Source organism: Salinicoccus sp. CNSTN-B1 (assembly GCF_054792835.1).
The window spans coordinates 1,818,856-1,841,378 of sequence record NZ_JBTWMN010000004.1; the positions used below are offsets into that span (position 1 = coordinate 1,818,856).

Annotated in this window: 15 protein-coding genes, 7 pseudogenes and 1 riboswitch; of the genes and pseudogenes, 9 read left to right on the top strand and 13 right to left on the bottom strand. The window is 50.5% G+C overall.

The genetic code is table 11. The features are described 5' to 3' along the window. Positions 1–20: 20 nt before the first annotated feature. On the bottom strand, positions 21–1,634 hold the full coding sequence (locus ACYF68_RS10695) for an SLC13 family permease (protein WP_461046793.1): 1,614 nt from the start codon (positions 1,632–1,634) through the stop codon (positions 21–23). Between the two features lie 13 nt (positions 1,635–1,647). Next, positions 1,648–2,949 (bottom strand): M20 metallopeptidase family protein, encoded by a 1,302-nt coding sequence (locus tag ACYF68_RS10700; protein WP_461046795.1) that lies wholly within the window; start codon positions 2,947–2,949, stop codon positions 1,648–1,650. Between the two features lie 179 nt (positions 2,950–3,128). Here ACYF68_RS10700 and ACYF68_RS10705 point away from each other — a divergent pair. Beyond that, positions 3,129–4,428: pseudogene (locus tag ACYF68_RS10705) on the top strand (acetamidase/formamidase family protein). Positions 4,429–4,455: 27 nt separating this feature from the next. Here ACYF68_RS10705 and ACYF68_RS10710 read toward each other — a convergent pair. The 5 genes from ACYF68_RS10710 to ACYF68_RS10730 form a co-directional block, all read right to left on the bottom strand. Next, positions 4,456–4,827: a PH domain-containing protein gene (locus ACYF68_RS10710; protein WP_461046797.1), complete on the bottom strand. Its 372-nt coding sequence runs from the start codon at positions 4,825–4,827 to the stop codon at positions 4,456–4,458. A gap of 130 nt (positions 4,828–4,957) precedes the next feature. Then, positions 4,958–6,295: a sodium/glutamate symporter gene (locus ACYF68_RS10715; RefSeq protein WP_380571939.1), complete on the bottom strand. Its 1,338-nt coding sequence runs from the start codon at positions 6,293–6,295 to the stop codon at positions 4,958–4,960. Between the two features lie 101 nt (positions 6,296–6,396). Continuing rightward, positions 6,397–6,951, bottom strand: a complete 555-nt coding sequence (locus ACYF68_RS10720) for an LLM class oxidoreductase (RefSeq protein WP_461046799.1) — start codon at positions 6,949–6,951, stop codon at positions 6,397–6,399. Further along, the gene (locus ACYF68_RS10725) at positions 6,909–7,370 is read right to left on the bottom strand and encodes an MsnO8 family LLM class oxidoreductase (RefSeq protein WP_461046801.1); all 462 of its coding nucleotides are present in this window, start codon (positions 7,368–7,370) and stop codon (positions 6,909–6,911) included. Before ACYF68_RS10725 ends, ACYF68_RS10720 begins: the two co-directional genes overlap by 43 nt. 26 nt (positions 7,371–7,396) lie before the next feature. Next, a complete protein-coding gene (locus ACYF68_RS10730; protein ID WP_461046803.1) occupies positions 7,397–9,175 on the bottom strand; it encodes an SLC13 family permease in 1,779 nt (592 codons plus the stop codon). A 256-nt stretch (positions 9,176–9,431) separates the two neighbouring features. Here ACYF68_RS10730 and ACYF68_RS10735 point away from each other — a divergent pair, with 256 nt between their 5' ends. From ACYF68_RS10735 to ACYF68_RS10745, 3 genes are all read left to right on the top strand, one after another. Further along, the gene (locus ACYF68_RS10735) at positions 9,432–9,647 is read left to right on the top strand and encodes a hypothetical protein (protein ID WP_461046805.1); all 216 of its coding nucleotides are present in this window, start codon (positions 9,432–9,434) and stop codon (positions 9,645–9,647) included. An 86-nt stretch (positions 9,648–9,733) separates the two neighbouring features. Further along, positions 9,734–10,207, top strand: coding sequence for a glutathione peroxidase (locus tag ACYF68_RS10740; RefSeq protein ID WP_380571947.1), 474 nt, complete (start codon positions 9,734–9,736; stop codon positions 10,205–10,207). 61 nt (positions 10,208–10,268) lie between these two features. Then, positions 10,269–10,847, top strand: coding sequence for a pyridoxamine 5'-phosphate oxidase family protein (locus ACYF68_RS10745; RefSeq protein WP_380571949.1), 579 nt, complete (start codon positions 10,269–10,271; stop codon positions 10,845–10,847). Between the two features lie 141 nt (positions 10,848–10,988). Here ACYF68_RS10745 and ACYF68_RS10750 read toward each other — a convergent pair whose 3' ends face one another. Continuing rightward, positions 10,989–12,338, bottom strand: coding sequence for a protein adenylyltransferase SelO (locus tag ACYF68_RS10750; RefSeq protein ID WP_461046807.1), 1,350 nt, complete (start codon positions 12,336–12,338; stop codon positions 10,989–10,991). Between the two features lie 184 nt (positions 12,339–12,522). On the opposite strand from ACYF68_RS10750, the pseudogene ACYF68_RS10755 reads away from it, so the two are divergent. Then, positions 12,523–13,933 (top strand): annotated as a pseudogene (locus tag ACYF68_RS10755) (IS3 family transposase). Between the two features lie 81 nt (positions 13,934–14,014). On the opposite strand, the gene ACYF68_RS10760 reads toward ACYF68_RS10755, so the two are convergent. From ACYF68_RS10760 to ACYF68_RS10775, 4 genes and pseudogenes are all read right to left on the bottom strand, one after another. Then, entirely contained in the window at positions 14,015–15,157 is a 1,143-nt protein-coding gene (locus ACYF68_RS10760; protein ID WP_461046809.1) for a CocE/NonD family hydrolase C-terminal non-catalytic domain-containing protein, read from the bottom strand. A gap of 29 nt (positions 15,158–15,186) precedes the next feature. Then, positions 15,187–16,013, bottom strand: a pseudogene (locus ACYF68_RS10765) (CocE/NonD family hydrolase). Continuing rightward, positions 16,014–17,557 (bottom strand): annotated as a pseudogene (locus ACYF68_RS10770) (BCCT family transporter). 169 nt (positions 17,558–17,726) lie between these two features. Beyond that, positions 17,727–18,371 (bottom strand): annotated as a pseudogene (locus ACYF68_RS10775) (SDR family NAD(P)-dependent oxidoreductase); the annotation flags it as partial. Positions 18,372–18,574: 203 nt separating this feature from the next. Next, positions 18,575–18,673: riboswitch (TPP riboswitch) on the top strand. A 62-nt stretch (positions 18,674–18,735) separates the two neighbouring features. On the opposite strand from ACYF68_RS10775, the gene ACYF68_RS10780 reads away from it, so the two are divergent. Then, on the top strand, positions 18,736–19,161 hold the full coding sequence (locus ACYF68_RS10780; RefSeq protein ID WP_461046811.1) for a YkoF family thiamine/hydroxymethylpyrimidine-binding protein: 426 nt from the start codon (positions 18,736–18,738) through the stop codon (positions 19,159–19,161). Continuing rightward, complete coding sequence (locus ACYF68_RS10785; protein WP_380709662.1) at positions 19,113–19,313, top strand: YkoF family thiamine/hydroxymethylpyrimidine-binding protein; 201 nt, start codon at positions 19,113–19,115, stop codon at positions 19,311–19,313. Before ACYF68_RS10780 ends, ACYF68_RS10785 begins: the two co-directional genes overlap by 49 nt. A 37-nt stretch (positions 19,314–19,350) precedes the next feature. Here the strand turns inward: ACYF68_RS10785 and ACYF68_RS10790 are convergent, their stop codons facing one another. Then, positions 19,351–19,653, bottom strand: coding sequence for a VOC family protein (locus tag ACYF68_RS10790; RefSeq protein ID WP_461046812.1), 303 nt, complete (start codon positions 19,651–19,653; stop codon positions 19,351–19,353). A gap of 315 nt (positions 19,654–19,968) precedes the next feature. On the opposite strand from ACYF68_RS10790, the pseudogene ACYF68_RS10795 reads away from it, so the two are divergent. Both ACYF68_RS10795 and ACYF68_RS10800 read left to right on the top strand, forming a co-directional pair. After that, positions 19,969–20,885: pseudogene (locus tag ACYF68_RS10795) on the top strand (DUF7916 family protein). Between the two features lie 86 nt (positions 20,886–20,971). After that, positions 20,972–22,472 (top strand): annotated as a pseudogene (locus ACYF68_RS10800) (glycosyltransferase). Positions 22,473–22,523: the final 51 nt, after the last annotated feature.

Genomic DNA, 22,523 nt, shown 5'->3' on the forward strand with positions numbered 1-22,523 from the left:
GCTGCTTCCATTTCCATAACTCATCCTTTATAGTCGAGCAGATTGATGCCGAATATGAGCGGCATCATCACATAGACGAACGCCACTATCAGGATGACCCCGATGATGTTCAGGCCAAACCCAGTCTTCGCCATCTCCTGGATGCTGATTTTATTGGTCCCGAACACAATCGCATTCGGTGGTGTCCCTACAGGCAGCATGAATGCGCAGTTCGCTGCCATGGCAGCGGGCACCATGAGCGTCAATGGGTGGACTTCAAGTGCAATCGACAGTCCAGCCAGTACAGGCAATATCATCGTCGCCGTCGCCGTGTTGGAGGTGATTTCCGTGAGGAACAGTATCGTCACGGAAACGACGACCAGCACCAGGATGATGTGGATGCCTTCGACGCCTTTCAGCATCTCACCGAGCCACTGGTCTACGCCTGTCTCGACAATTGCGGCGGCAAGTGCCAGGCCCCCGCCGAACAGCAGCAGGACGCCCCACGGCAACTCGCGTGAAACCGACCAGTCCAATATGCGCTTCGACTTTTTGGCAGTCGGCAGCAGAAACAGTATGACCGATGCGAGCATAGCGATGGCGCCGTCGGTCAGCATGCTTGTGAATTCGATCTTGCTCCATATGAATCCGCGCGTGATCCACATGAATGCGGCAAACAGGAAGACGATGAGTACAAGTACTTCTTCCCGGGAGATCTTGCCGAGTTTGTTCAGTTCATCCGTAATAATCTTGCGTCCACCCGGCAGTTCGGTCATATTGTGCCGGAAGGCGAAAAAGTTCATGAATGCCCAGGCGAGTGCCAGGAAGATGATGACGATCGGCACACCGAACATCATCCATTGGGCGAAACTCATGTCATAGCCGAAGATTTCCTTCAGCTGACCCGCCATTATGATAAGCGGCGGCGTGCCGATCAATGTACCGAGACCGCCGATCGTACCAGCATATCCAATGCCCAGCACGAGCGATTTTTCAAAGCGCATCAGATCATCTTCAAGCGCAGATGAAGAGAGAGACTGGGCTTCGTTTATGATGGCCATCCCGATCGGTATCATGATCATGACGGCAGCAGTGTTGCTGACGAACATCGACAGGGCCGCGGTTGCTATCATGAAGCCAAGCAGTATCATCGATGTGCGTGTGCCGATCGCATTGATGATCGTCAATGCGATGCGGGTATGTAGATTCCAGCGTTCCATCGCGAGTGCGATCAGGAAACCGCCAAGGAACAGAAAGATGATGTCGTTGCCGTAGGAACTCGTGACGGCCCCACTATCCATGACCCCACCCATCGGAAACAGAAACAGTGGCATGAGTGATGTTGCAGGAATCGGAATCGCTTCCGTAATCCACCATGTGGCAATCCATAATGTTGAAGCGACGACAAAGACGCCGCCCGCTTCAAGCCCCTTCGTATCGAGCAGCAGAAGTGTCAGGATAAACAGCAGAGGCCCCAATATGAGTCCGACGAGCTGCATGCGTCCGTAGGATTTCTCCGGTCCTTCCGAGCCATGCGAGGATCCACCCCCATCCGCGTTCTTCTTCGCCTCATCGACACTGAAGAACTTCAGCAAGGACTTTGTCCGCTTCGATTCCCGCCACATATTGCGGTACGTACGCTTTAATTTTGACATGTTACTTCCCCCTTTAAGTGGAAAACGGTTTCAACCGTATTGATTGAAAATAACACATTCTCTGAATACTCGCTATAGCGATGGGAACTTTGTAACTAAAAAAACCGGAATCAGAAATTCCGGTCCAATTACAGCGCCGATTCAGGCCCGATATGATGCAAAAGTGCCAAGATGAAGACCTTGCCGACTTCGAGCATCGCACGCTCATCAATGTCGAATTTCGGATGATGATGCGGATAGACTGCACCCACTGCCGGATTTTGTGCACCTGCAAAGAAGAACGTCCAGGGACATGCTGGAGGTAATAGGCGAAGTCTTCTGCAGTCATCATGCGCCCCTTTTCGATGATCGTCACATCTTCCATATGCCTGACGGAGAGCGACTTGAGCATTTCCGTCTCCTCAGCCGGATTGATCAGCGGGATGCAGCCGTAGGTAAAGTCGACATTGACAGAGGCACCGCTCATCCTGGCGGTAAGGTCTGCAACATGCTTCACTTCTTCGGCAAGTTCATATTTGGATTGGATATCAAAGGCACGCAGTGTCCCCGTGATTTGTGCAGTATCCGGGATGACGTTCGGGGCATCGCCGCTATGGAAACTCCCTATTGAAATGACGCCCGGATCGTTCGGCCCAGTCCGGCGGCGGGTGATCTGCTGCAGGTTCATGACGAGCTGGCTCGCTGTAGCCAATGGATCAATCGCAAGATGGGGCAATGCACCGTGTCCGCCCTTACCCTGGACGGTGATGGTGAAGTTATCATCGCCAGCCATCGTCCCCCCTGACCTGAAGCCGAGCGTGCCAATCGGATCGTCCGTCCATACATGTGCCCCGTATATGTAATCGACTCCCTCCAGGCAACCATCGTCGATCATCGATGACGCCCCGCCCGGCAGCAGTTCTTCTCCAAACTGATGGATGAAGACGACGTTCCCATGCATCTGGCTCCGCTGCCCGGCCATGACCTTTTCAATGGCCATGAGTGTGGCAGTATGGGCATCATGGCCGCATGCATGGTTGATGCCATCATATTTCGAGCGGTACGGGACATCTTTTTCATCATGGATCGGCAGGGCATCGAAATCAGCCCGCAGTGCCACGGTCGGCCCCGGATACGCCCCCTTCAGATAGCCGACGACACCATTCAGCCCCACATCACGCCTATATTCGATGCCGAGTGTTTCAAGGTGTGCAATGATATATTCCGGTGTATCCTTTTCCTGATAGGATAATTCCGGATGCATATGGAGATGACGCCGCACTTCGACCATCTCAGGATACAGTGATTCGAGCTGTGCAAATAGAATGTCTTTCATCGGTTCCCCTCTTTCACCTTGTTGATACTCATATTATTCCATAAAGCACACCTGGAAGGAATGGCTTTTAGCGGCAGATCATGATTATCTTAAGTTTTCTGAATTGACACACTAATCGTTCGTGTACATGCCATTTTGATGGTATCATGGAGGTGACAATATGAAAGGGTGTGTCTAAGATGACGAAGCAATCAGCTAAGCAGACGGTCTATGTAGACAAATTTACAGATGGCATCCTGGATCCGACGGAAGATATGTACTACAAAGTCAAAAACGGCGGCCATATCATCGCCAATACGGCACCAGGGTGCTGGGGCCCGATGATCACCCCTGAACTGAAGGGTGGCCATGAGGTGACGAAGCCGGTGTTCGTGGAAGGGGCCGAGGTCGGGGATGCGGTCGCCATCCGCATCAATTCGATACGGGTCACGTCCACAGCGACCGCTTCAGGCAACGATAAGCCCATGGAAGGCCGGTTCAACGGCGATCCGTTCATTGCAGGCGTATGCCCGAACTGCGGTGCCAAAAACCCCAAGTCCGTTACAGAAGGCATCGGCCAGGGCGCCGTCCGATGTGCAGAATGCGGTGAAGATGTCACCCCATTCACCTTCACCAACGCCTACACGATGGTATTCGACGAAAAACGTTCTGTCGGCCTGACATTGGATAAGTCGGGTGCTGAAAAGGTGGCCCATGCAGGCAGGCATTACATGGCCACCCCTGAAGATTCCATCCAGCATCCGGTCGTAACATTCGCCCCGCATGATATACCAGGCGTCATGGCACGGGTGATCCCGTTCCTCGGCCAGCTCGGCACCACTCCGGCCCGCCCGATGCCTGACTCCCATAATGCAGGGGATTTCGGACAGTTCCTGATCGATGCCCCGCACGACTATGGATTGACTGAAGCGCAGCTTGTCGACCGGACCGACGGCCATATGGACGTCAACCGGGTCCGCGAAGGCACTATTGTCATCTGTCCAGTCAAAGTGGCAGGAGGCGGAGTCTATCTCGGGGATATGCACGCCATGCAGGGCAATGGGGAAATCGCAGGCCATACGACCGATGTAGCCGGTATCGTCGACCTTCAAGTCGACGTCATCAAGAACCTCGTCCTTGAAGGACCGATTCTACTGCCGCTTACAGAGGATCTGCCGGCATTGGCCAGACCGTTTACTGAGAAAGAGAGGGAAGAAGTGCGGCGGATGGCCGAAGCTTGGCACGTGCCGGAGCTTGAAGTGAGTTACCCCGTGTCATTCATCGGCACAGGCGCCGATCTCAATGCCGCTACATTGAACGGCATGGAACGCGCAGCGAAGCTGTTCCGGACGGATGTCCCGAGATCATGAACCGTGCCACCATCACGGGCAGCATTGATATCGGCGTAATCCCGGGGTGGTGACCGTCACCTTCTTGGCGCCAAAGAGATATCTTGAACACGCGAAGTTGCTCAAGCAAACAGAATACATGTATAAATGACAAATACGCACCCTACTAGGGTGCGTATCATTTTATAGAACAGCTTGGGCAATCAGGCGATCGAACCGTCTGATGTCGACTTTGCGGCCCAGAATTGATTTTGATGTTGCCGACTTTCGTCCAAAGTTCCACCTCGGCGTTCGCATCGAACATGCCACCGGCATTCTCCGTCGACCACATATGGATTGCATTGTACGGGAGGGAATACATTTCAACCTTCTTCCCCGTCAATCCTTGCGCATCCCTCATGATGATCCTTCGGTCCGTGAATATGGCCGAGTCACGCAACGTCTTAAAAGCAGTTATCGCACGTTCCCCGTCAACGAGTATGTCTTCAGCATCCTCGGGAATTTCAGTCTCAAACTGTAATGTCCAGGCAAATATATGTGCCGCTTCCATCCTATCCCTCCATTTTAATGGTGTTTCACCCTATCTATACCATCGTTTTATGCCTTTTAACCCATATGCTCCAATTTTTAATGGCATAAAAAAATATCCCCACTTCAAGGAAGCGGGGATATTCTCTGTCTTAGCCTTGGCGTTTCACGTGCAGCCAGCCTCTCGTATAGGAGAAGATCAGGATGGCGGCACTCGCTCCGATTGTAATCAGGGCAAACAGCCAATGCTGGCCGCTCGCAATGAACAATGGCGCAAAAGTGATCAAAGCGATCTCAACCGGCGCAATTGGAATATAGGCGAGCCCATAGTCCTCGAGCGTATTGCTTTCGAGGCGTGGGTCAACGATGCGCAGCAATGCGATGCCCATCGCAACCGCGCCCGTTATCCAGCCGAATGTGAATATGCCCTTCTCGAACCAGTTTTCCTGGAAATAGTACTGGGAGACGAAGCGGTAGAAGACGTACGTGAACAATATGCCAAACGCCATCAATATACTGAACGGCACGATGTTTTGGGCCACCACAGTCAAGTTGATGGAAGCAATACCGAACGCCACCAGGACATCAGTTGCACTGCCGCTTATCTTGGACACGACGCTCTTATCGATGTACTTGTCCATATCAGCCGACTGCATCAGCAGGCTCAATATCAGACCGATCAGAAAGGCGATTGAAAAGGCAGGAATCGACAGGCCAGCATATAGCGACTCGCCAAACTTGCTCAAGTAGTAGCCGATCATGCTCACGAACATTACGAGTGCGATATGGAACAGGAGCGGATCGATCGAAATGGCCGACACCGTATCCTTGCCCATCCACTCGCGCTTATCTTCAGGAACGAGGCCTGTCCTCAACTCTTCGGGCAGGTCATCGAATTTCGAAATGTAGTTGGCATAGCCGGCGTCGGCACTCCTCTTTATAAGCAATAGACCAACGCTGATTGCGAGTATCGCCCCAAGTGTTGCAGAAGTCATCGCAAGTGATGTTGCCTCTTCCCATCCCTGCTGTTCGAATGCCCCGCCGATGGCTGCGGCAGTACCGTGCCCACCGACGAAGCCGGCAGCGAGTATCAGGCCGAATCCATTATGTAGATCGAACACCGGACCAAGGAGCACAAGTGCGAATACCAGCCCGAGGCCCCACATGAGGAGCATCGCAATCTGGGAATATGACCATAGCCCGCCCACTTTATTGATGGTCTTTTTTATATTGAAGCGGCCCGTCGTCAACGGGATTGAAGCAAAGACGATTGTAATCAGTACACCCGGATAATCTCCGATGAAATCGGAAAACGGTAGCCATCCGAGCATATTGGGACCGAGTATCAATCCCAAAATACCTGCTATGATGCTTGCCGGCATGAAGGACCGCTGCAGCAGACCGATGCGTGCGCGGAGGAACATGCCCACCAATAGCAGCATGGCGATGAGACCGACATCGGTCACAAGATTCCATACTGAAAATTCCATTTTTTCAACACCTCTTTCTAAAATCAGCTTCTGTAATATATCATGAATCCAATTGAAATTGGAAGCGGTTCATCATAAATTTCATGATTTATGAATATAAGCTATAGATAGAGGGCCGCTACACGCTCGTATGAACGCCGTTTTTCGTCCAAGTCATGTATATTGCATAAAATAAGCCAATCTTCACACTCGTAGTCTGTCCGCAGCTGATCAAGCTTATGCTTCACCGTGCGCGGGCCGCCGATGATCATGCGTTGCCTGTTCTGTTCGATCTTGTGTTGTTCCTTCTTATTGAGCGCACTATATTTCTCAGCCGCCTGTGTTGGAGTCGGCACTTGGCTGTCCAAACCCTTTTCCGTATTCAAAAGCCATATGTCCTGCGTCTTGGCCAGATGTTCTGCATGGGCATCATCCTCCCCGCAGATGACGAACACGCATGCCTTCACATCATCCTGTTCCATGAAACCCGGCTGGAACGCATCCCGATAGGCCCGGATTGCTGCAGTACCTCCTGCCGGCTTCAGGAAATGGCCGAACACGTAGCCGATGCCGAGAACACCCGCAAGCACCCCGCTGTTTGTGCCGAGGCCTAGGGAATAGAGCGACGGCCGGCTTATGGTCCGCGGTGCCGCTTTGACCCTGGCGCTGCCGTCCAATAATGGATGAGCGCGTCCAACTTATCGGGATAATCCGCGAGTTGGTTGGGTTTATCGTCCGCGAGCCGTGTGCGGATGAACTCAGCCCCACCTGGCGAGCGCCCCATCCCACCCTCGATCCGCCCTGGATAGAGCGCCTCGAGCTGGGCAAGTTGGGAGGCGACCTTGAATGGACTGTATTGGGGCAGCAGGATGCCGCCGCTCCCCACTTTTATATGTGAAGTCTGTGAAGCGGCCGCCGCCATCATGATTTCGGGCGCGCTTGATACCATGCCACGTGTGCCGTGATGTTCTGCAAACCAGTATCTGGTATACCCCAGTGCTTCAGCCCGCTGTACCATGCCAATGGTGTGCTGGGCCATCTCTTCTGCACTGACGCCGACTGGTTTTGCCATCTGTTCCAATATTCCTAGTTGCATTACTCTGTATCCTCTCTTTCAGTAATCTAAAACCATACCGTGTAGATTATAAGCGTCGAAATCACCATCGTCATCGCCGACAACGGTGTCCCGACTTTGATGTAGTCTGTGAATTTATAGCCGCCGGGGCCATAGACGATCAGGTTCGTCTGGTAACCGATCGGTGTGATGAAGCTCGCCGAAGCCGCAATTGCGATGGTCACCATGAGTCCGATGGGCTCAAGGGCCATCTGTTCAGCCATCTCCATCGCGATCGGGAACATCAATACGGCAGCCCCGGTGTTGGTGATCAGTTCAGTGAATATGTTTGTCATGAGATAGAGGATGACGATGATGCCGAGCACCCCGAACGGGCGCGCAGTCTCCAGCATGTTTCCTGCAATCATCTGTGCCAACCCTGACTCCGTCATTGCAGCACCGACTCCAAACGCGCTCGCAATCAGCAGTATGACGTTGAACTGGATGTAGGATAACATCTCATCCGGATCGATCAGCTTGAAGATCATCAGCAATACGACCGTAATCAGCATCGCTTCGAACATCGACAGGAAGCCGAGTGTCACTGCAGCGATCATGCCAAGCAGCAGCACGAGCCCGCCGAATCCTTTGGCCTTGCTCTGCTTGAGCACTTCCGGCGGGGTAAGGGTGGTCATAACGTAGAAATCCCTTGCGTGCGCATGACGCTGTAAAAATGTCTTGTCCGCTAGGATCAGGATGGTATCACCCGGTTTGAGGATGATGTCGCCGACCCGGCTTTTGATGCGCTCATTATTCCGATGGACCGCAATGACGCCCGCGTTATATCTGGAACGGAAACGCGCTGATTTTATCGTTTTGCCGAGCAGTGATGACTCATGGGATATGACACCCTCGACTAGGTGGAATTGCTCATCTTTCAGGCTGTCGAGCGTCTTATCCGATCCTGTCTTCAAAGTGACGCCTTTCTGCTTTTGGATGGCGGCGATCGTATTCAAAGTACCGGAAAACACGAGATGATCGCCTTCCCTGATGACCGTCTTGGCATCCACTGGAAATATGCGGTCGTCCCCGCGGATGATTTCAATGATGTAGACCCCCTTCAGGACAGCTTCTGTCGCATCCATGATGGAGCGGTCTACATATTCGAAAGTCCTCCCTATCTCGGCTTCCGCCAAAAATTCCTTCACTTCCTCACGGATCTGTTCCCCGGCGCCGAGCGTATCCGGCAGCAGCCGATAGCCGATGGTCACGATATAGAAGAATCCTGCTGCAGCAATCGGCAGCCCGACAATCGTCATCTGAAAGAAGGAGAAGCCGCCATAGCCCGCTTCGATCAGGAGGCCATGGATCACCAGGTTGGTCGAGGTGCCGATGAGTGTAATCGTGCCGCCGAGTATCGTGACGTAGGATAAGGGTATCAGGAATTTGGATGGGGCGATGCCATTCTTCTGGCACCATTCCTTCAATACCGGCGTCAATGTCACGACAATCGGTGTGTTATTCAAAAACCCGGAAATGATGGACACCGGAGCCAGCAGCTTCAGCATCGAGCGCTTCGGCGTTTTATTGCCGGCAAGCAGGCGGTCGACATACCCTTCGATGATGCCATGCTTTTGGATCGCACCTGCCACTATGAAGAGCAGCAGTACAGTCAGGAGACCTTCATTCGAAAAGCCGTCCAAAGCCTGGTCGGTCGAAATGACGCCGGTAAGCAGGAAGACGACGAGGAAGAAGAACACTATGAGGTCCGCCCGTGCCAACTCGAACACCAGTGCAAGCAGCATGATGATGAGCATCACAGCAACAAAGATCATTTCAGCAGTCATCAGGTCACCCCCCATATGGTATTAGCAATATGATAGCATATTTCACAGCCATAAAATGTTAAACGGAATAAGCTCCGTCCAAAAACAAATGTGTCTAATTATTGTACACCGAAAACGGTTTAATTGTAATAATTCAATTTATCATGAATAAAACACCCCAAATGCGGTTATGTACAAGTATCAGCCGAATGGCTACAGTCAAAATATGATGGTCATTCAGAAACAGTATGTTCATATGAATGGAGGATAACCGGATATGGATAAATTCTCAGGCCAACAGATCAGATCTCTGCTTGAAAAGAAAAAAGCAAGCGGCGATTTGCAGGAGCCGTCCCAATGCATGCATGCAGATATCGTCAAATGCTACGAAGACGGAGAAGCTCATCGCTATGTATGCATGGAGTGCGGCTATGCCGACAAGAATCGTGCCGCTTTTTTCGCACAGATCAACACAGATCAGCAAATGGGATAACGTAAATACGGTTATGAGCCAAAAGGATGCGCTCATAATTCGTATTACATATAATGATAGATATCTTCCGGAAAAGGAGCATCCATATGAATATATATGATATAGAAGTAAAGAAGGCGAATGGCGAAAGTTATTCACTTGAGGACTACAAAGGAAAGCCAATGCTTATCGCAAATACCGCAAGTAAATGTGGACTTCGTGGCCAGTACGACGAATTGGAGACTCTGCACAACGAATATAAGGATCAGGGCCTGGTCGTCCTCGGATTCCCTTCCAACCAGTTCAACAACCAGGAGCCAGGCTCTGATGAAGATGCGGAAGAGGCTTGCCGCATCAACCATGGTGTCACATTCGACATCCATGAAATCATCGATGTCAATGGCGATGCGGCCCATCCCCTCTTCAAACATCTTAAAGAAGAGTCAAAAGGTATGATGGGCGATAAGATCAAATGGAATTTCACAAAATTCCTGGTAGACCGGGAAGGCAATGTCGTCTCACGGGTTGCACCCACGACCTCACCCCTTAAAATGAAAAAAGATATCGAAAATGTGCTATAACATATAGTGGGCTCAGGTTGGAACCGCGCCCGCTATTTATATGCATGAAAGGAAGATACAGATGTCTCACGGCGAACACATCCTTCAGGATATGTACGGCACCACCAGGCGTGCCCTCGCTTTTTATGACAACCAGATGCTCGACCATGTGAATGAAGAAATGCAGCATTTCATAGCCGCCCAGGAGATGATGTTCATCGCCACTGCCGATGCAGGCGGCAACTGCGACAATTCATTCCGCGCCGGCGACAGAGGATTCGTCCGTGTACTCGATGAGACGACTTTAATGTACCCGGAGTACCGCGGGAATGGTGTTATGGCAAGTCTTGGGAACATTTATGAGAATCCCCATATCAGCTTACTGTTCATCGACTTCTTCACCCATCATATCGGTCTGCACGTCAATGGCCGAGCCGACATAATCGAGAGTGATCAGATCCACGGTTACTGTGATGCGAAAACACTCTCCAACATCATGGAAGAAGCGGACGGGCGTGCCGAACGCTTTGTAGTCATCCGGGTCGACGAAGCCTATATCCACTGTTCCAAGCATATACCACACTTGGAGAAGCGTTCAGGCCCCTTGGACCAAAAGAAAAGCGGCGACTTCTTCAACGCCAGAAGAAAAAATGATAAGTAGAAGAAAAAAGGCATCCTCACAGAAGGGATGCCTTTTGAATTCACGTACCGCAGAATGTCATCGTGATTTTTTCATCATCTTCCGGTGGCTCTTTATATTCCTTGTCATGCCCGTCATCGAACGGCGTCGCAAACACCTCTATCAGTTTTGTGGCTTTGCTGTAGTCCCCTGCTCGACCGCAAGGTTCAACGCCTCCTCCACAAGATGATTGCGCGGGATGACTGCCGGGTTGACTTGCCGCATCTGTTCATATGCCGATTCGACCACCAAGCCTTGTGCCTCAAGCCTCTCCTGCCATCTCCTGCGCCAATCTTTGAAGCGTTCACTGGCCATAAGCGCATCATCATTCCACCCATCAAGTGACAGCGTGCGGAACGTTTTCGTAAAATCAGCCTGGTGATGGCTCATGAGATCGAGCAGTTCCATGCCAAGCGCGTCATCCTGGCTTCCGCTGCCATCGAGGCCGAGTTTATCGCGCATGCCCTTCTGCCATTTTTCATTATACAGCTGGCCGAAATGGCTGAGCGATTGCTGGGCGATCTTCACCGCCTCTTCCTTATCCTCATGGAGCAGTGGCAGCAGCGTCTCTGCAAACCGTGCGATGTTCCACTGCCCGATTCCCGGCTGGTTCTGGTAGCTGTAGCGCTTTTGTGCATCTATCGAACTGAAGCATGTTTCCGGGTGGTAGACATCCATGAAGGCACACGGGCCGTAATCGATGGTCTCCCCGCTGATCGTCATGTTGTCGGTATTCATCACGCCGTGGATGAAGCCCACATGCTGCCATTTGCTGATCAAGTCAGCTTGGTGCTCTATAACGGCATCCAGGAATTCTCGGTACTTATCCGGCTTCGTCGCAAGTTCCGGATAATGGCGGTTGATCGCGTAATCCGCAAGTATCCGTACATTATCGTCCCCCTCGGCGCGGGCTGCATATTCGAATGTCCCGATACGGATGTGGCTTGATGCCACACGGGTCAGTACCGCACCCGGAAGCATCTTGCCGCGAGTCACCGCTTCTCCCGTCGTAATAAGCGCCATGGCACGGGTCGACGGTATGCCAAGCCCATGCATCGCTTCGCTGATCATATATTCCCGAAGCATCGGGCCAAGTGGCGCACGCCCGTCCCCCATGCGGGAGAATGGTGTACGCCCGGAGCCTTTCAGCTGGATGTCCATCCGTTTGTCTGACGGCGTCAACTGCTCACCGAGCAGTACCGCACGGCCGTCCCCGAGCATCGTAAAACTGCCGAACTGATGCCCCGCGTAAGCCTGGGCAATCGGTTTGCTGCCTTTTGGCAGTGCATTTCCGGAGAAGACATCAGGTGCTTCCATCTGAAGGTTTGCCGCATCCAGGCCCAACTCCCCCGCCAATTTCCAGTTGAAGAGGACCATTTCCGGAAATTCCGCGCTCTCTGGCTTTGTTTCTCTATAAAAGACTCCCGGGAGTTCTGTATAAGTGTGCTCCAATTGCCATCCGCTCTCAGTCATAATATCCGCCCCTTTTACGTGGTATTCTGTCTATCCATTTTATCAGAGTTCATACAACATTAATAACAATGGGGGTACTTGTTTTCTGCTGATAGTCAACTTTCGATGCACGCAAGCAAAAAGCCATGACTTTGAGCCGACCCCCGAAAGTTAGACCTAAAATCTAACTTTCGGGGTTACTTTTATGGCCAAATACAATTTCGAGTTGAAAATGAAAGTGGTGAATGATTACCTGACGGGCAGATACAGCCTGGCGGATATGAGCAGAAAATACAATATCCCGGATCCTAAAACAGTCCTGAAATGGGTCAATGCCTACACCCACCAGGGGAGGCTGGACTATACAGATCCCGCAAGCGCACGCATTACCCTGTTCAATTTAAAATGAATGCGGTAGAGTTGTACCTGAATACGGAGATGTCCTACGCCGATGTTGCCGCCCGACTGGAGATGAACAATCCGGCATTGATTGCCGGATGGGTCGGGCGGTACCGGGAGGCGGGTGTATCGGGACTCTCCATACGGAGGGGGCGGCGATCGCAAATGTCTGATGAACAAAAGCAGCCACGGGAGGGACAGCCGGAGGATGACCGGATCCGGGCACTCGAGGACAAGGTGAAACGACTGGAGATAGAGAACGATTTTTTAAAGGAACTGCGGAGGTTGCGGGAACAGAAAAGCCGGCGACAAACGAAGAGATCTCACGACTCATCCACGACCTCCGGGAAACATACAGACTGAAGGATATTCTTTCAGCCACCGGCTTTCCCAAGGCGACCTACATGTACTGGCAGAAGCGTTTCGACCGTCCGGATCCGGATGCCGAACTCAAGCCAGCACTCACCACACTGCGGGAGACGCACAAGGATTATGGCTACCGCCGGATGACAGCGGCACTCAGGAAAGCAGGCCATGGCATCAATAAGAAGAAGGTGCAGCGGCTGATGGCCGACATGCACCTGCAGGTCGAGAGCTACACCCGGCGGACACGCAAGTACAATTCATACAGGGGCACTGTCGGAAAGACCGCTCCGAATCGGATCAACCGCCGATTTGACACACCAATTGCACATCAGAAAATCACCACCGACACCTCTGAATTCAAATACTATGAACGGGATGCTTCCGACAGGCTGGTGGAGCAGAAATTGTATCTGGATCCCTTCATGGATCTGTATAATCGTGAAACCATCAGTTTCAACATCTCAAGGCGGCCGAGTGCTGCAGGTATCCTGTCTGCATTGGCGACTGCCATCGAAGCATCCACAGACTGTCCCTACCGGCAGACCTTCCACTCCGACCAGGGATGGGCCTACCAGATGCAGGCGTATCGGGGGACACTTGAAGCCCAGGGCATATTTCAGAGCATGTCCCGGAAGGGAAACTGCCTGGATAATGCACCGATGGAAAACTTCTTCAGTATCATCAAGCAGGAAATCTACCATGGCAACACCTACCATAGTTTTGAGTCATTGAAACGGGCAATCATCCACTTCATCACATACTACAATACAAAACGGATCAAAGAGAAGCTGGGCTGGCTGAGCCCGATACAGTACCGGGAGCAGCAGGAGCACCAGTTGAAAAGTGCATAAAAAAATAGAGCAGATTTCTCTGCTCTAAAAGTCTAACTTTCTGGGTCACTACACTTTTATGATCATGGCTTTTTTGGCATCTTACGTGTAATTCCTCTTTATTTTTTTATTCCATGTTTTTGAGAACACTTCGGTGCCACCGTTCCAAGCCGTCAATTCATTCACGAGATAGTAATATTCCTGGTCGGCAGTCATGACACTCCTTGTAGTCAATTCAGTGTCGATATCATCATCCTTGACGATGACCTTCCAATCACATTCCACCTTGGCAGAAAGCGGATCGCCCTCTTTTATCGTATAGACGTTCCTATTTTCGGTACCGTAAGTGATATTCAGGTCTGTGAGGGTCCGGAGACCTTCATCTGAATAATCTTCGAGCACCCATGTGTCTTCAGTCAATTTCTTTACGATATCACGTGTCCTTGAGCCTTCCCGAAGGACTTTTTTATCGATAGGGGCTGCTGTTTCTGCCTGTGCATGCTTCAAGGTCACTTCTGAATAGTCATTTATGACGGGTGTTGCGAGCACCGAAGCATCGAAGTCGACAGTCAGTACAGGCGCCTTCGCTTTAGGCCATATTTGCGGCCAGTAGTCCGGCGATAAGGAAAGTTCGATTGAATGCCCCTTTGGAATCTTATATCCGATCACATCGAGCGTCACCTCAGCATCTATATACTGGTCTATCGGCAGATTCTCAGGGAACTCATGGCTCTTATAATGGTTGAGGTTCAATTGTCCCATCGTCACAAGTGTTTTTTCACCGTTAGGATGAACATCGGAAATCCGTACATGGATGTTCGCATCCTCGATATCGGATTTGATCTTTAATCGCGCTACAGGTTGGCCCACTATATTCAAATCTTCATCAAGCGGATCCAGGAGGAATGATGTGGCCAGTGCGTTATCGATGGTCTGATCATCCGGAAGGTCCCCATCTTGTCCGAAAGGACAGAATACCCCTGAATATAATCCATGATGCTGGCTGCTCTTCAATCGGCGTTCACCTGATAATTGATCGAACAAGTTTTTTTCGTCCTGCTTTTCATTCAGCAGATCAATCCATTTGCCCTCCCTGTATTCATAGGAAGTGGCAGGCTTGACGCTATCCTGGATATATACCAGGAATTCATCCTTATGGTCCACCGCTTCATCGTCCTGCATCCACTTATCGAGCCATTCGACCACTTCCTGGAGGTAACCGAATTGAGGTCCCGGTATGGCCATATCGGGGAATTCATGCGCCCACGGTCCAACTATACCTTTTTTGGCACCTTAAGCTTTTCCATCAGGCGGAAGAGCGGATCCGTATACCCATCAGCCCATCCACTCATCGTCAATACTGGAATCTTAATGGCATCATAATCTTCACAGACAGAGCCGTGCTTCCAATATTCATCGCGCGTCTGGTGGGCGACCCACTCTTCGACGAACGGTGGTGTGTGTTCCATCCGCTCAAGCCACATATCATACCACTTGTCCCCGACAAACCGTGGGAACGGCGGGCGGGCGTTATAGGCGAACATCGTCGACGCCCACCACAGCATATCCGAAGCCATGAGTGTGCCGCCCCTGTAGTGCACATCATCCGCGTAACGGTCGTCTGTAGAACATAGGGTTATGATTGTTTTCAGTGCTTTAGGCTGAAGCGAGGCGACTTGGAGGCCGTTGAAGCCACCCCATGATTTGCCGATCATCGCAACTGAACCGTTGGACCATTCCTGCGCTTCAATCCAACTGATGATCTCTAGCGCATCATCCTGCTCCTGCTGTGGATACTCATCTTCGATTATGCCTTCTGAGTCCCCGTGCCACGGATGTCGACCCGTATTGAAGTATAGCCGAAGCCCGCGAAATACTTATGACGGATTTCATCCCTTAATGCTGTAAACTCATCTTTCCTATAGGGCAGAAATTCTAGCACCGTCCCTTTAGTCACATTTCTGCCCACAGGTTGCCATAGTTTTGCCGATAGCTTAGTACCATCCGACATTTCAATCCATGTGTGGTTAGTCGTTTCCACTTCATAAGGGAAATCAGTTTTTTCCTGTATTTTAGTATAGTCTACATCAAAGACACCCATTTATTTTTCCTCCTCGAAAACATGTTTATCGTTCTTCAACCATTTGAATAGTGAAATTATAAGCAGCACATAAATGATGACGACCGGCACTGCCACGACCACTGCAGAGGTCTGTACAACATTCAATCCACCGATCAAAAGCAGGGAAATCGATAGAAGTGCCATGATCAGCCCCCATATGACCGTGTGCCACATCGGTGGTTCCAGACCGTCCCCGACCTTCACTGATGCCGTGGAGGCCAGTATATAGGAAGCGGAATCCAGTGAAGTGGCCAAGAATATAAACCCGAGTATTACGAAAAATAGTATCGCAATATAACTGAACGGAAGCGTCTCCAGCACTTTGATGATCGTCGAAGCATCCCCGACATCCGCCATGCTGCCGAGCACATCCAATTTGCCGGTCAACTGAAGATTCATGGTGTAGCCGCCGAACACGCCGAAATATAGCCAGCTGCCCAAAGATCCCCATCCAAGGATATGTAACACCAGGCTCTTCAGCGTACGTCCTTGTGAAATACGTGCGATGAACAGACCCATGAATGGTGCCGTGGCTGCGAACCATGCAAAGTAGAAGATCGTCCAAGCTTGTGGGAAGCCACTGTCTCTTATTGGATCCGTGTAGAAGCTCATCCGCATGAAGTTCTGTGTCATGATGCCGAAGCTATCTGTAAAGTAGGTAAGTATAAATCCTGTCGGTCCAGCTACGATGACGAATAATGCGAGCGCCAAAGCCAGATAGACATTGAGGTTGCTCAATTTCTTGATGCCCTTATAAAGTCCAAGGGAGGCACTTGTTATATATATGATTGCCCAGATCACCATAATCACTATACTCAACATGACGGATTGTTCGATCCCAAGAAGATGACCGATTCCTGCTGACACCATCGGTACACCGAGACCTAAAGAAGTACCCAGGCCACCAACCAGACTCCAGATGACGAGTATATCAATTATTTTACCGAGTACACCATCTGAGTGTTTCCCTAAAGCGCCTTTGACGGATTGGCTGATTTTTAGGGATTTATTGTTTTTATTGAAAAATGAATACGCAATGACCAATGTCGGGAATGCATAGATGGACCATGCAGATATCCCCAGTGGAACATCCCATACGCTACTGACCATTCGGTCGCCGATTCACTCCCGGGCTCAAATCCAAAAGGCGGCCCCTGGAGATAATACATGGGTTCTATTATCGACCAGAACATGATGCTCGTCCCCATGCCTGCGCAAAAAAGCATTGCACCATAGCTGAAATTGCTGAATTCAGGTGCGCCTTCACCCAGTTTGACTTTGCCGTATTTACCGAACGCAATCCATAATAGCATCAGGAACAGACCGAACGTCAAAAACTCGAATATCCAGTCCATTCTAGTGTTTATAGCTGTCAAAGTAGCATTAAGAAATGATTCCGCCGATGATTGGAAGACGATCAGCAATAATGTCAACGCAGCCAGGACGACTATCGCTGGCCAAAAAACCAATGAATCCAATTTCGCTTTTTCTCTCATGTGCATTCCTCCTGTTATATATTCCATAAATTTTAGCACTAGCTGCTAAGAGCACCCACTTAAGATAACAATCCTCGCTGAAATAATCAAACAGCCTTCCACAACACTACCATCCGCATCTTTCCGGATATGATATTGAATGGGGTTCAACAAAAAAGGCACCAGACCATCTGTCTGATGCCTTGCCCCTGCAAAACTACTGGGCGGTATAGCCGCCATCTACAAGGAGGGTCGTGCCAGTCGTAAACCCTTTCTCCGCCAGGAATACCACTGCGTGTGCAATCTCTTCAGGCTTGCCGAACTTGCCGATCGGGTGCTTGTCGACGAGAGCATCATAAAACTCTCCTAATGCGTCCTTATTCACCATACTGGCATCGACATAGCCCTGAGCTACTGCACTGACGCGGATGTTATCCTTGGCATACTGTAATGCAACGGATTTCGTCATTAAGTTTATTGCGCCCTTGGAAGCATTATAAGCAAATGCCGTCGGTTCGCCTACACTGCCGAGAATGGATGCGGTATTGATGATCGCCCCGCCTCCAGCCTTCTGCATTTCAGGAATGGCATGCTTCGAACCGTAGAATACGCTGTCCTGGTTGACTCTGATCACTTTATGGTAATCTTCGTAGGAAAGCTTGTGCGTCTCACCCTGGACACCGATTCCGGCGTTGTTGAACATGATATTCAGATGTCCAAACTTTTCCACGGCGGGAGCAACGCCTTTTTTAAAATCCTCTTCCACTGATACGTCGATCCATTGAAATGCGACGTCACCATGGCCTGCCAAATTTCCTTCTGCTTTCCTACTTGCGTTTCCATCATCATCTGCAATTGCGACTTTGACTCCTTTTCCAGGAACGTTTGTGCTACTTTGTCCTTAAGTCCCAAAGCGCATCTCTTTTAATGACCGTATCCGTTCACGATACAGATACCCATTTGTTTCAATTTTCAAACTTTTAAGCGCCATTTATTTTTAATCATCTGAAGCTGTCACTTGTAGTCGATGGCCGATCACATGTATGATGGGGGTGAAACTGCATACCGATGCACTGGGGGCGCTATATGAAGCTGAGACGGATCACCGGACCCCTACGACCCGATCTGGATAACACCAGCGTGGGGAAGTGCAGCTGATATACCTTCATGCTGCATTCCTATCGGATTGCAGTCTTTTTATATCAATATTCAGGAGGTATGGCATTATGGGAAATGAATACAGTTCAAAACAGCCTGTAGGCTGTCAATTCAACTTGAGTGTGATGAGCGATGACTTCGTGGATGTCATCCTATCGGCTTTGGAGAAGACCGAAACTGCTGAAGTCATGATGGAGACGGATGACGTATCATCCTGGGTGCACGGCTCGATATCCGACGTTTTTGCTGTCGTGGAGTCGATCTACTTAAACGCCGCACAGACCGGCAAGCACGTGGCGATGAGCGGCACATTTTCAGCCGGGTGCCCCGGGCTCAAGAGGAGGACGATTCCAAAACACCGGCCGGTTCGACAGCGCCGCGTAGAGATGTGGCGCAACAGGCCGGATGCAAATTCGCGCTCTATCCGCTGGGTACTGGGGACTACATGGAGATTATCCAATCCCGCATCAATACAGCAGCGGATGAAGGTGTAAAGGTGAGCGCCGGTCATGGTGCCACACGACTGGATGGGGACGTCCGTGACATCTTCAATGCCTTGGAATCCGCGTTTTTGAAAGTACAGGAAGCGGCAGGACATACCGCCATGACCTTCACCCTCTCATCAAACAGCCCTTCCAACCGCTGATTGACTACGGCCCACCTCAAAGAGGCGGGCCGTATTTCTATATGATCAGCATATCGTCATCATCAAACTCCCAGTCAGCACCATAGGCGACTTCCCAGTAGTAGCCGTCCGGATCTTTGAAGTATCCGCTGTAGCCGCCCCATGAGGTTGGGCTCGCTTCCCTGGTGACAATGCCCCCTGATTTTTTGGCCCGCTCCAGTATGTGATCGACCTCCGCTTCAGACTTCGCATTAAATGCCAAGGTGATGCCGTTGAAGCCATGTGTCATGTCCATCGCATCCGCTCCGGTCTCTGTGGCAAGTGTGTCGAGCGGATACAATGCCAGTTTCGATCCCTTCATCCTGAAAAAGATGATTTCTATTTCTTCCTCATCCCCATTATGATCGACTCCAATCCAAGTTTCCTATAGAAGTCGACGGAAACTGAAATATCCTTGACGCCAAGTGTAATCAGATTGATTCTGTCCATGGCCATTCCCCTTTTCAGATAAGGTAGTATAGAAAATGTATTTTTACATTGTAAATATACCATATATATTTGACGGTGGCAGAGTATGGGCCGAAATATATTTTCAGTACACCCCCGCATCCGCTTCAAACTGGTCAGCGGGGCCATTTTTATATAGAATGAGGGCAAAGAAGGAAGACGATCCATTATGAAACGATTACTGGACTGTAATGCATCTGATTTCAAAGGCATATCCGGCCGGGATCTGAAACAATCCATCCAGGCAAGTGAAGGCCAGGTGATGCTCGCAGAGACGATGGCCACCGTGCCCCCACTCTACCCGGACATCACCAATGCAGAACTGGCCGCTTCATTCGGAGCGGATATGCTGCTGTTCAACCTGCTGGATGTCTTCGAACCGAAAGTAGAAGGACTGGTCCCATCTGTCCGCACAGAGCTCATGCAGGAAATCAAACAGCTTACAGGGCGGCCGATCGGACTCAACCTTGAACCGGTCGACCTCGATGCCGAAGAGATTGAAGCGCTCGACACCATCAACCGCGGGCGTGTCGCCTCCAAAGAAGCACTAACGGCTGCCCAGACGCTCGGTTTCGACTTCATCTGCCTTACCGGCAATCCAAAAACAGGCGTCTCAAATGATGAAATCGCCCTCGCCATAGCGCGTGCCCGGAAGATATTCGGCGAAGATACACTGATCATCGCCGGCAAATGCATGGCGCTGGTGTCGCCAATGAAACAGGCAGTACCATCATCACCAATGAAGCCCTCAACACCTTCATCCGTGCAGGCGCCGATGTCATTCTGATGCCGGCACCCGGCACGGTCCCCGGCATCACCGTGGAAGACGCCCAGCAATATATCACCCATATCCATTCACAAGGTGCACTTGTGATGTCCACGATCGGGACCAGCCAGGAAGGTGCCGATGCCGCGACCATCCGCCAGATTGCCTTAAACGCCAAGATGGCCGGGGCCGACATCCATCACATCGGAGACGCGGGCTTCTATGGCATCGCGGTGCCGGAAAATATTATGGCCTACTCGATCGCCATCCGCGGCCGCCGCCATACTTATGTGCGCATGGCCCGCTCCATAAACCGGTAAGAGGTGCACGCAGCTGATGTACCCTGGTGATATGTTGCAGGCATGAATGGCATACCACCAGGTAAACCCCAAGGAGGATAAATCTGATGATCTATACAGTGACTTCAACGCTGCCCGAACAGCACGGCGGGAGAACGAAAGCATTGTTGAGCAGAATCAAACTGCTTCAGGATGAACTCGGTGTCCAATCGACAATCCTTACGACCAATTACAATATCAACTATCCTGATATATATGAGGTGTTCAGAAAAAGGAACACCGTGCATGAGAACACACAATTTGAAAACATATACGATTGGCTCTCAGGCTATAAATTATTCGACGTAAAGAAAACGCTGATCATAAACAAACCCAAGATAACGGAAAGTGAAGTTGACATTGAAGGATTGACTGCAGAACGTGTCGATGACGATACTGTGCGCTACTACAAAGGCGACGAATATAACCTTTACCGCAAGTTTCATGAAGGATCCCACGTGCTTAAATTCGAGGATTTCATGAGCCCCGTATCCAAGAAAAAGGTGGAAAGAAGAAGCTACAACAAATATGGCGATCTCCACCAGATTACGCGGTACGATCCCAAAACCTTCCACAGAATTTCAGAAGAATTTTATGATATCCACGGAGATGTCTACTGCATCAAGCATTACACCATCAAAGACGACAAACCGTATCTATCCCTGATAGAACTGCTGAAAGATGGCAGACCCTATAAATTTTTTGCGGATGAGAAACGACTATTCCAGTACTATTTCGAAACAAGGTTCAGCGAGGGAGATATTGTATTCAATGACGCCCGTCTGCTCGACCGCCCGCTCCTCTCCAATGATAGTGGGACAAAAAATGTTCTGGTATTCCACAGTTCCCATCTGGCCGACACTGATTCAGGGATACGCGGCTCCTATGGCTATGCTTTGGAAAACAGCGACAAGGTTGCGAGCTACCTCGTATTGACACATCATCAGAAGGAAGACATCCAGAAAGTGATGGACATACCGGACGAGAAATTCAGCGTCATCCCCATTTCCTCACTCCGAGTAAAACGGGAAGGGGAAAGTTAAAGAACAGTTCGTCTATATAGGTCGTTTCGGCCCTCAGAAACAACTCGACCACCTGATCCGTGCCTTTAAGATATTCAAGGATGCAGGATATGAAGAAAGACTCGCCCTTTATGGCATGGACGAAGCAAATCAACTCGCGTCACTCAAGAAGCTCATCGCAGAACTCGAGCTGGCAGACCATATAGACGTCCACGGCTTCACCGACGACCCTAAAAAAGTATTCGCAGAATCCAAAGCCTCTCTGCTCACAAGCAAGTTTGAGGGATTCGGGTTGACAGTCATGGAAAGTATAGATGCCGGATGTCCCGTCATATCCTACGACGTCCGATACGGCCCACGTGAAATCATCGATGAAGGCAAAACAGGCTATCTGGTCGAGCCCCAAAACATCGAAGCATTCGCTGAATCGATGATGAAGATATCCGATCGAGGACTCGAATCAGTCGCAATAAGCAATAGACTGCATAAGGAGACTGCTGTGGAGAATTACAGAAGATTGCTCGAACAGCTGGAAAATTTCATATGATCGATCAAAACAGAAATAACCCCCGGGACGTGTATATGCGTCCCGGGGTTA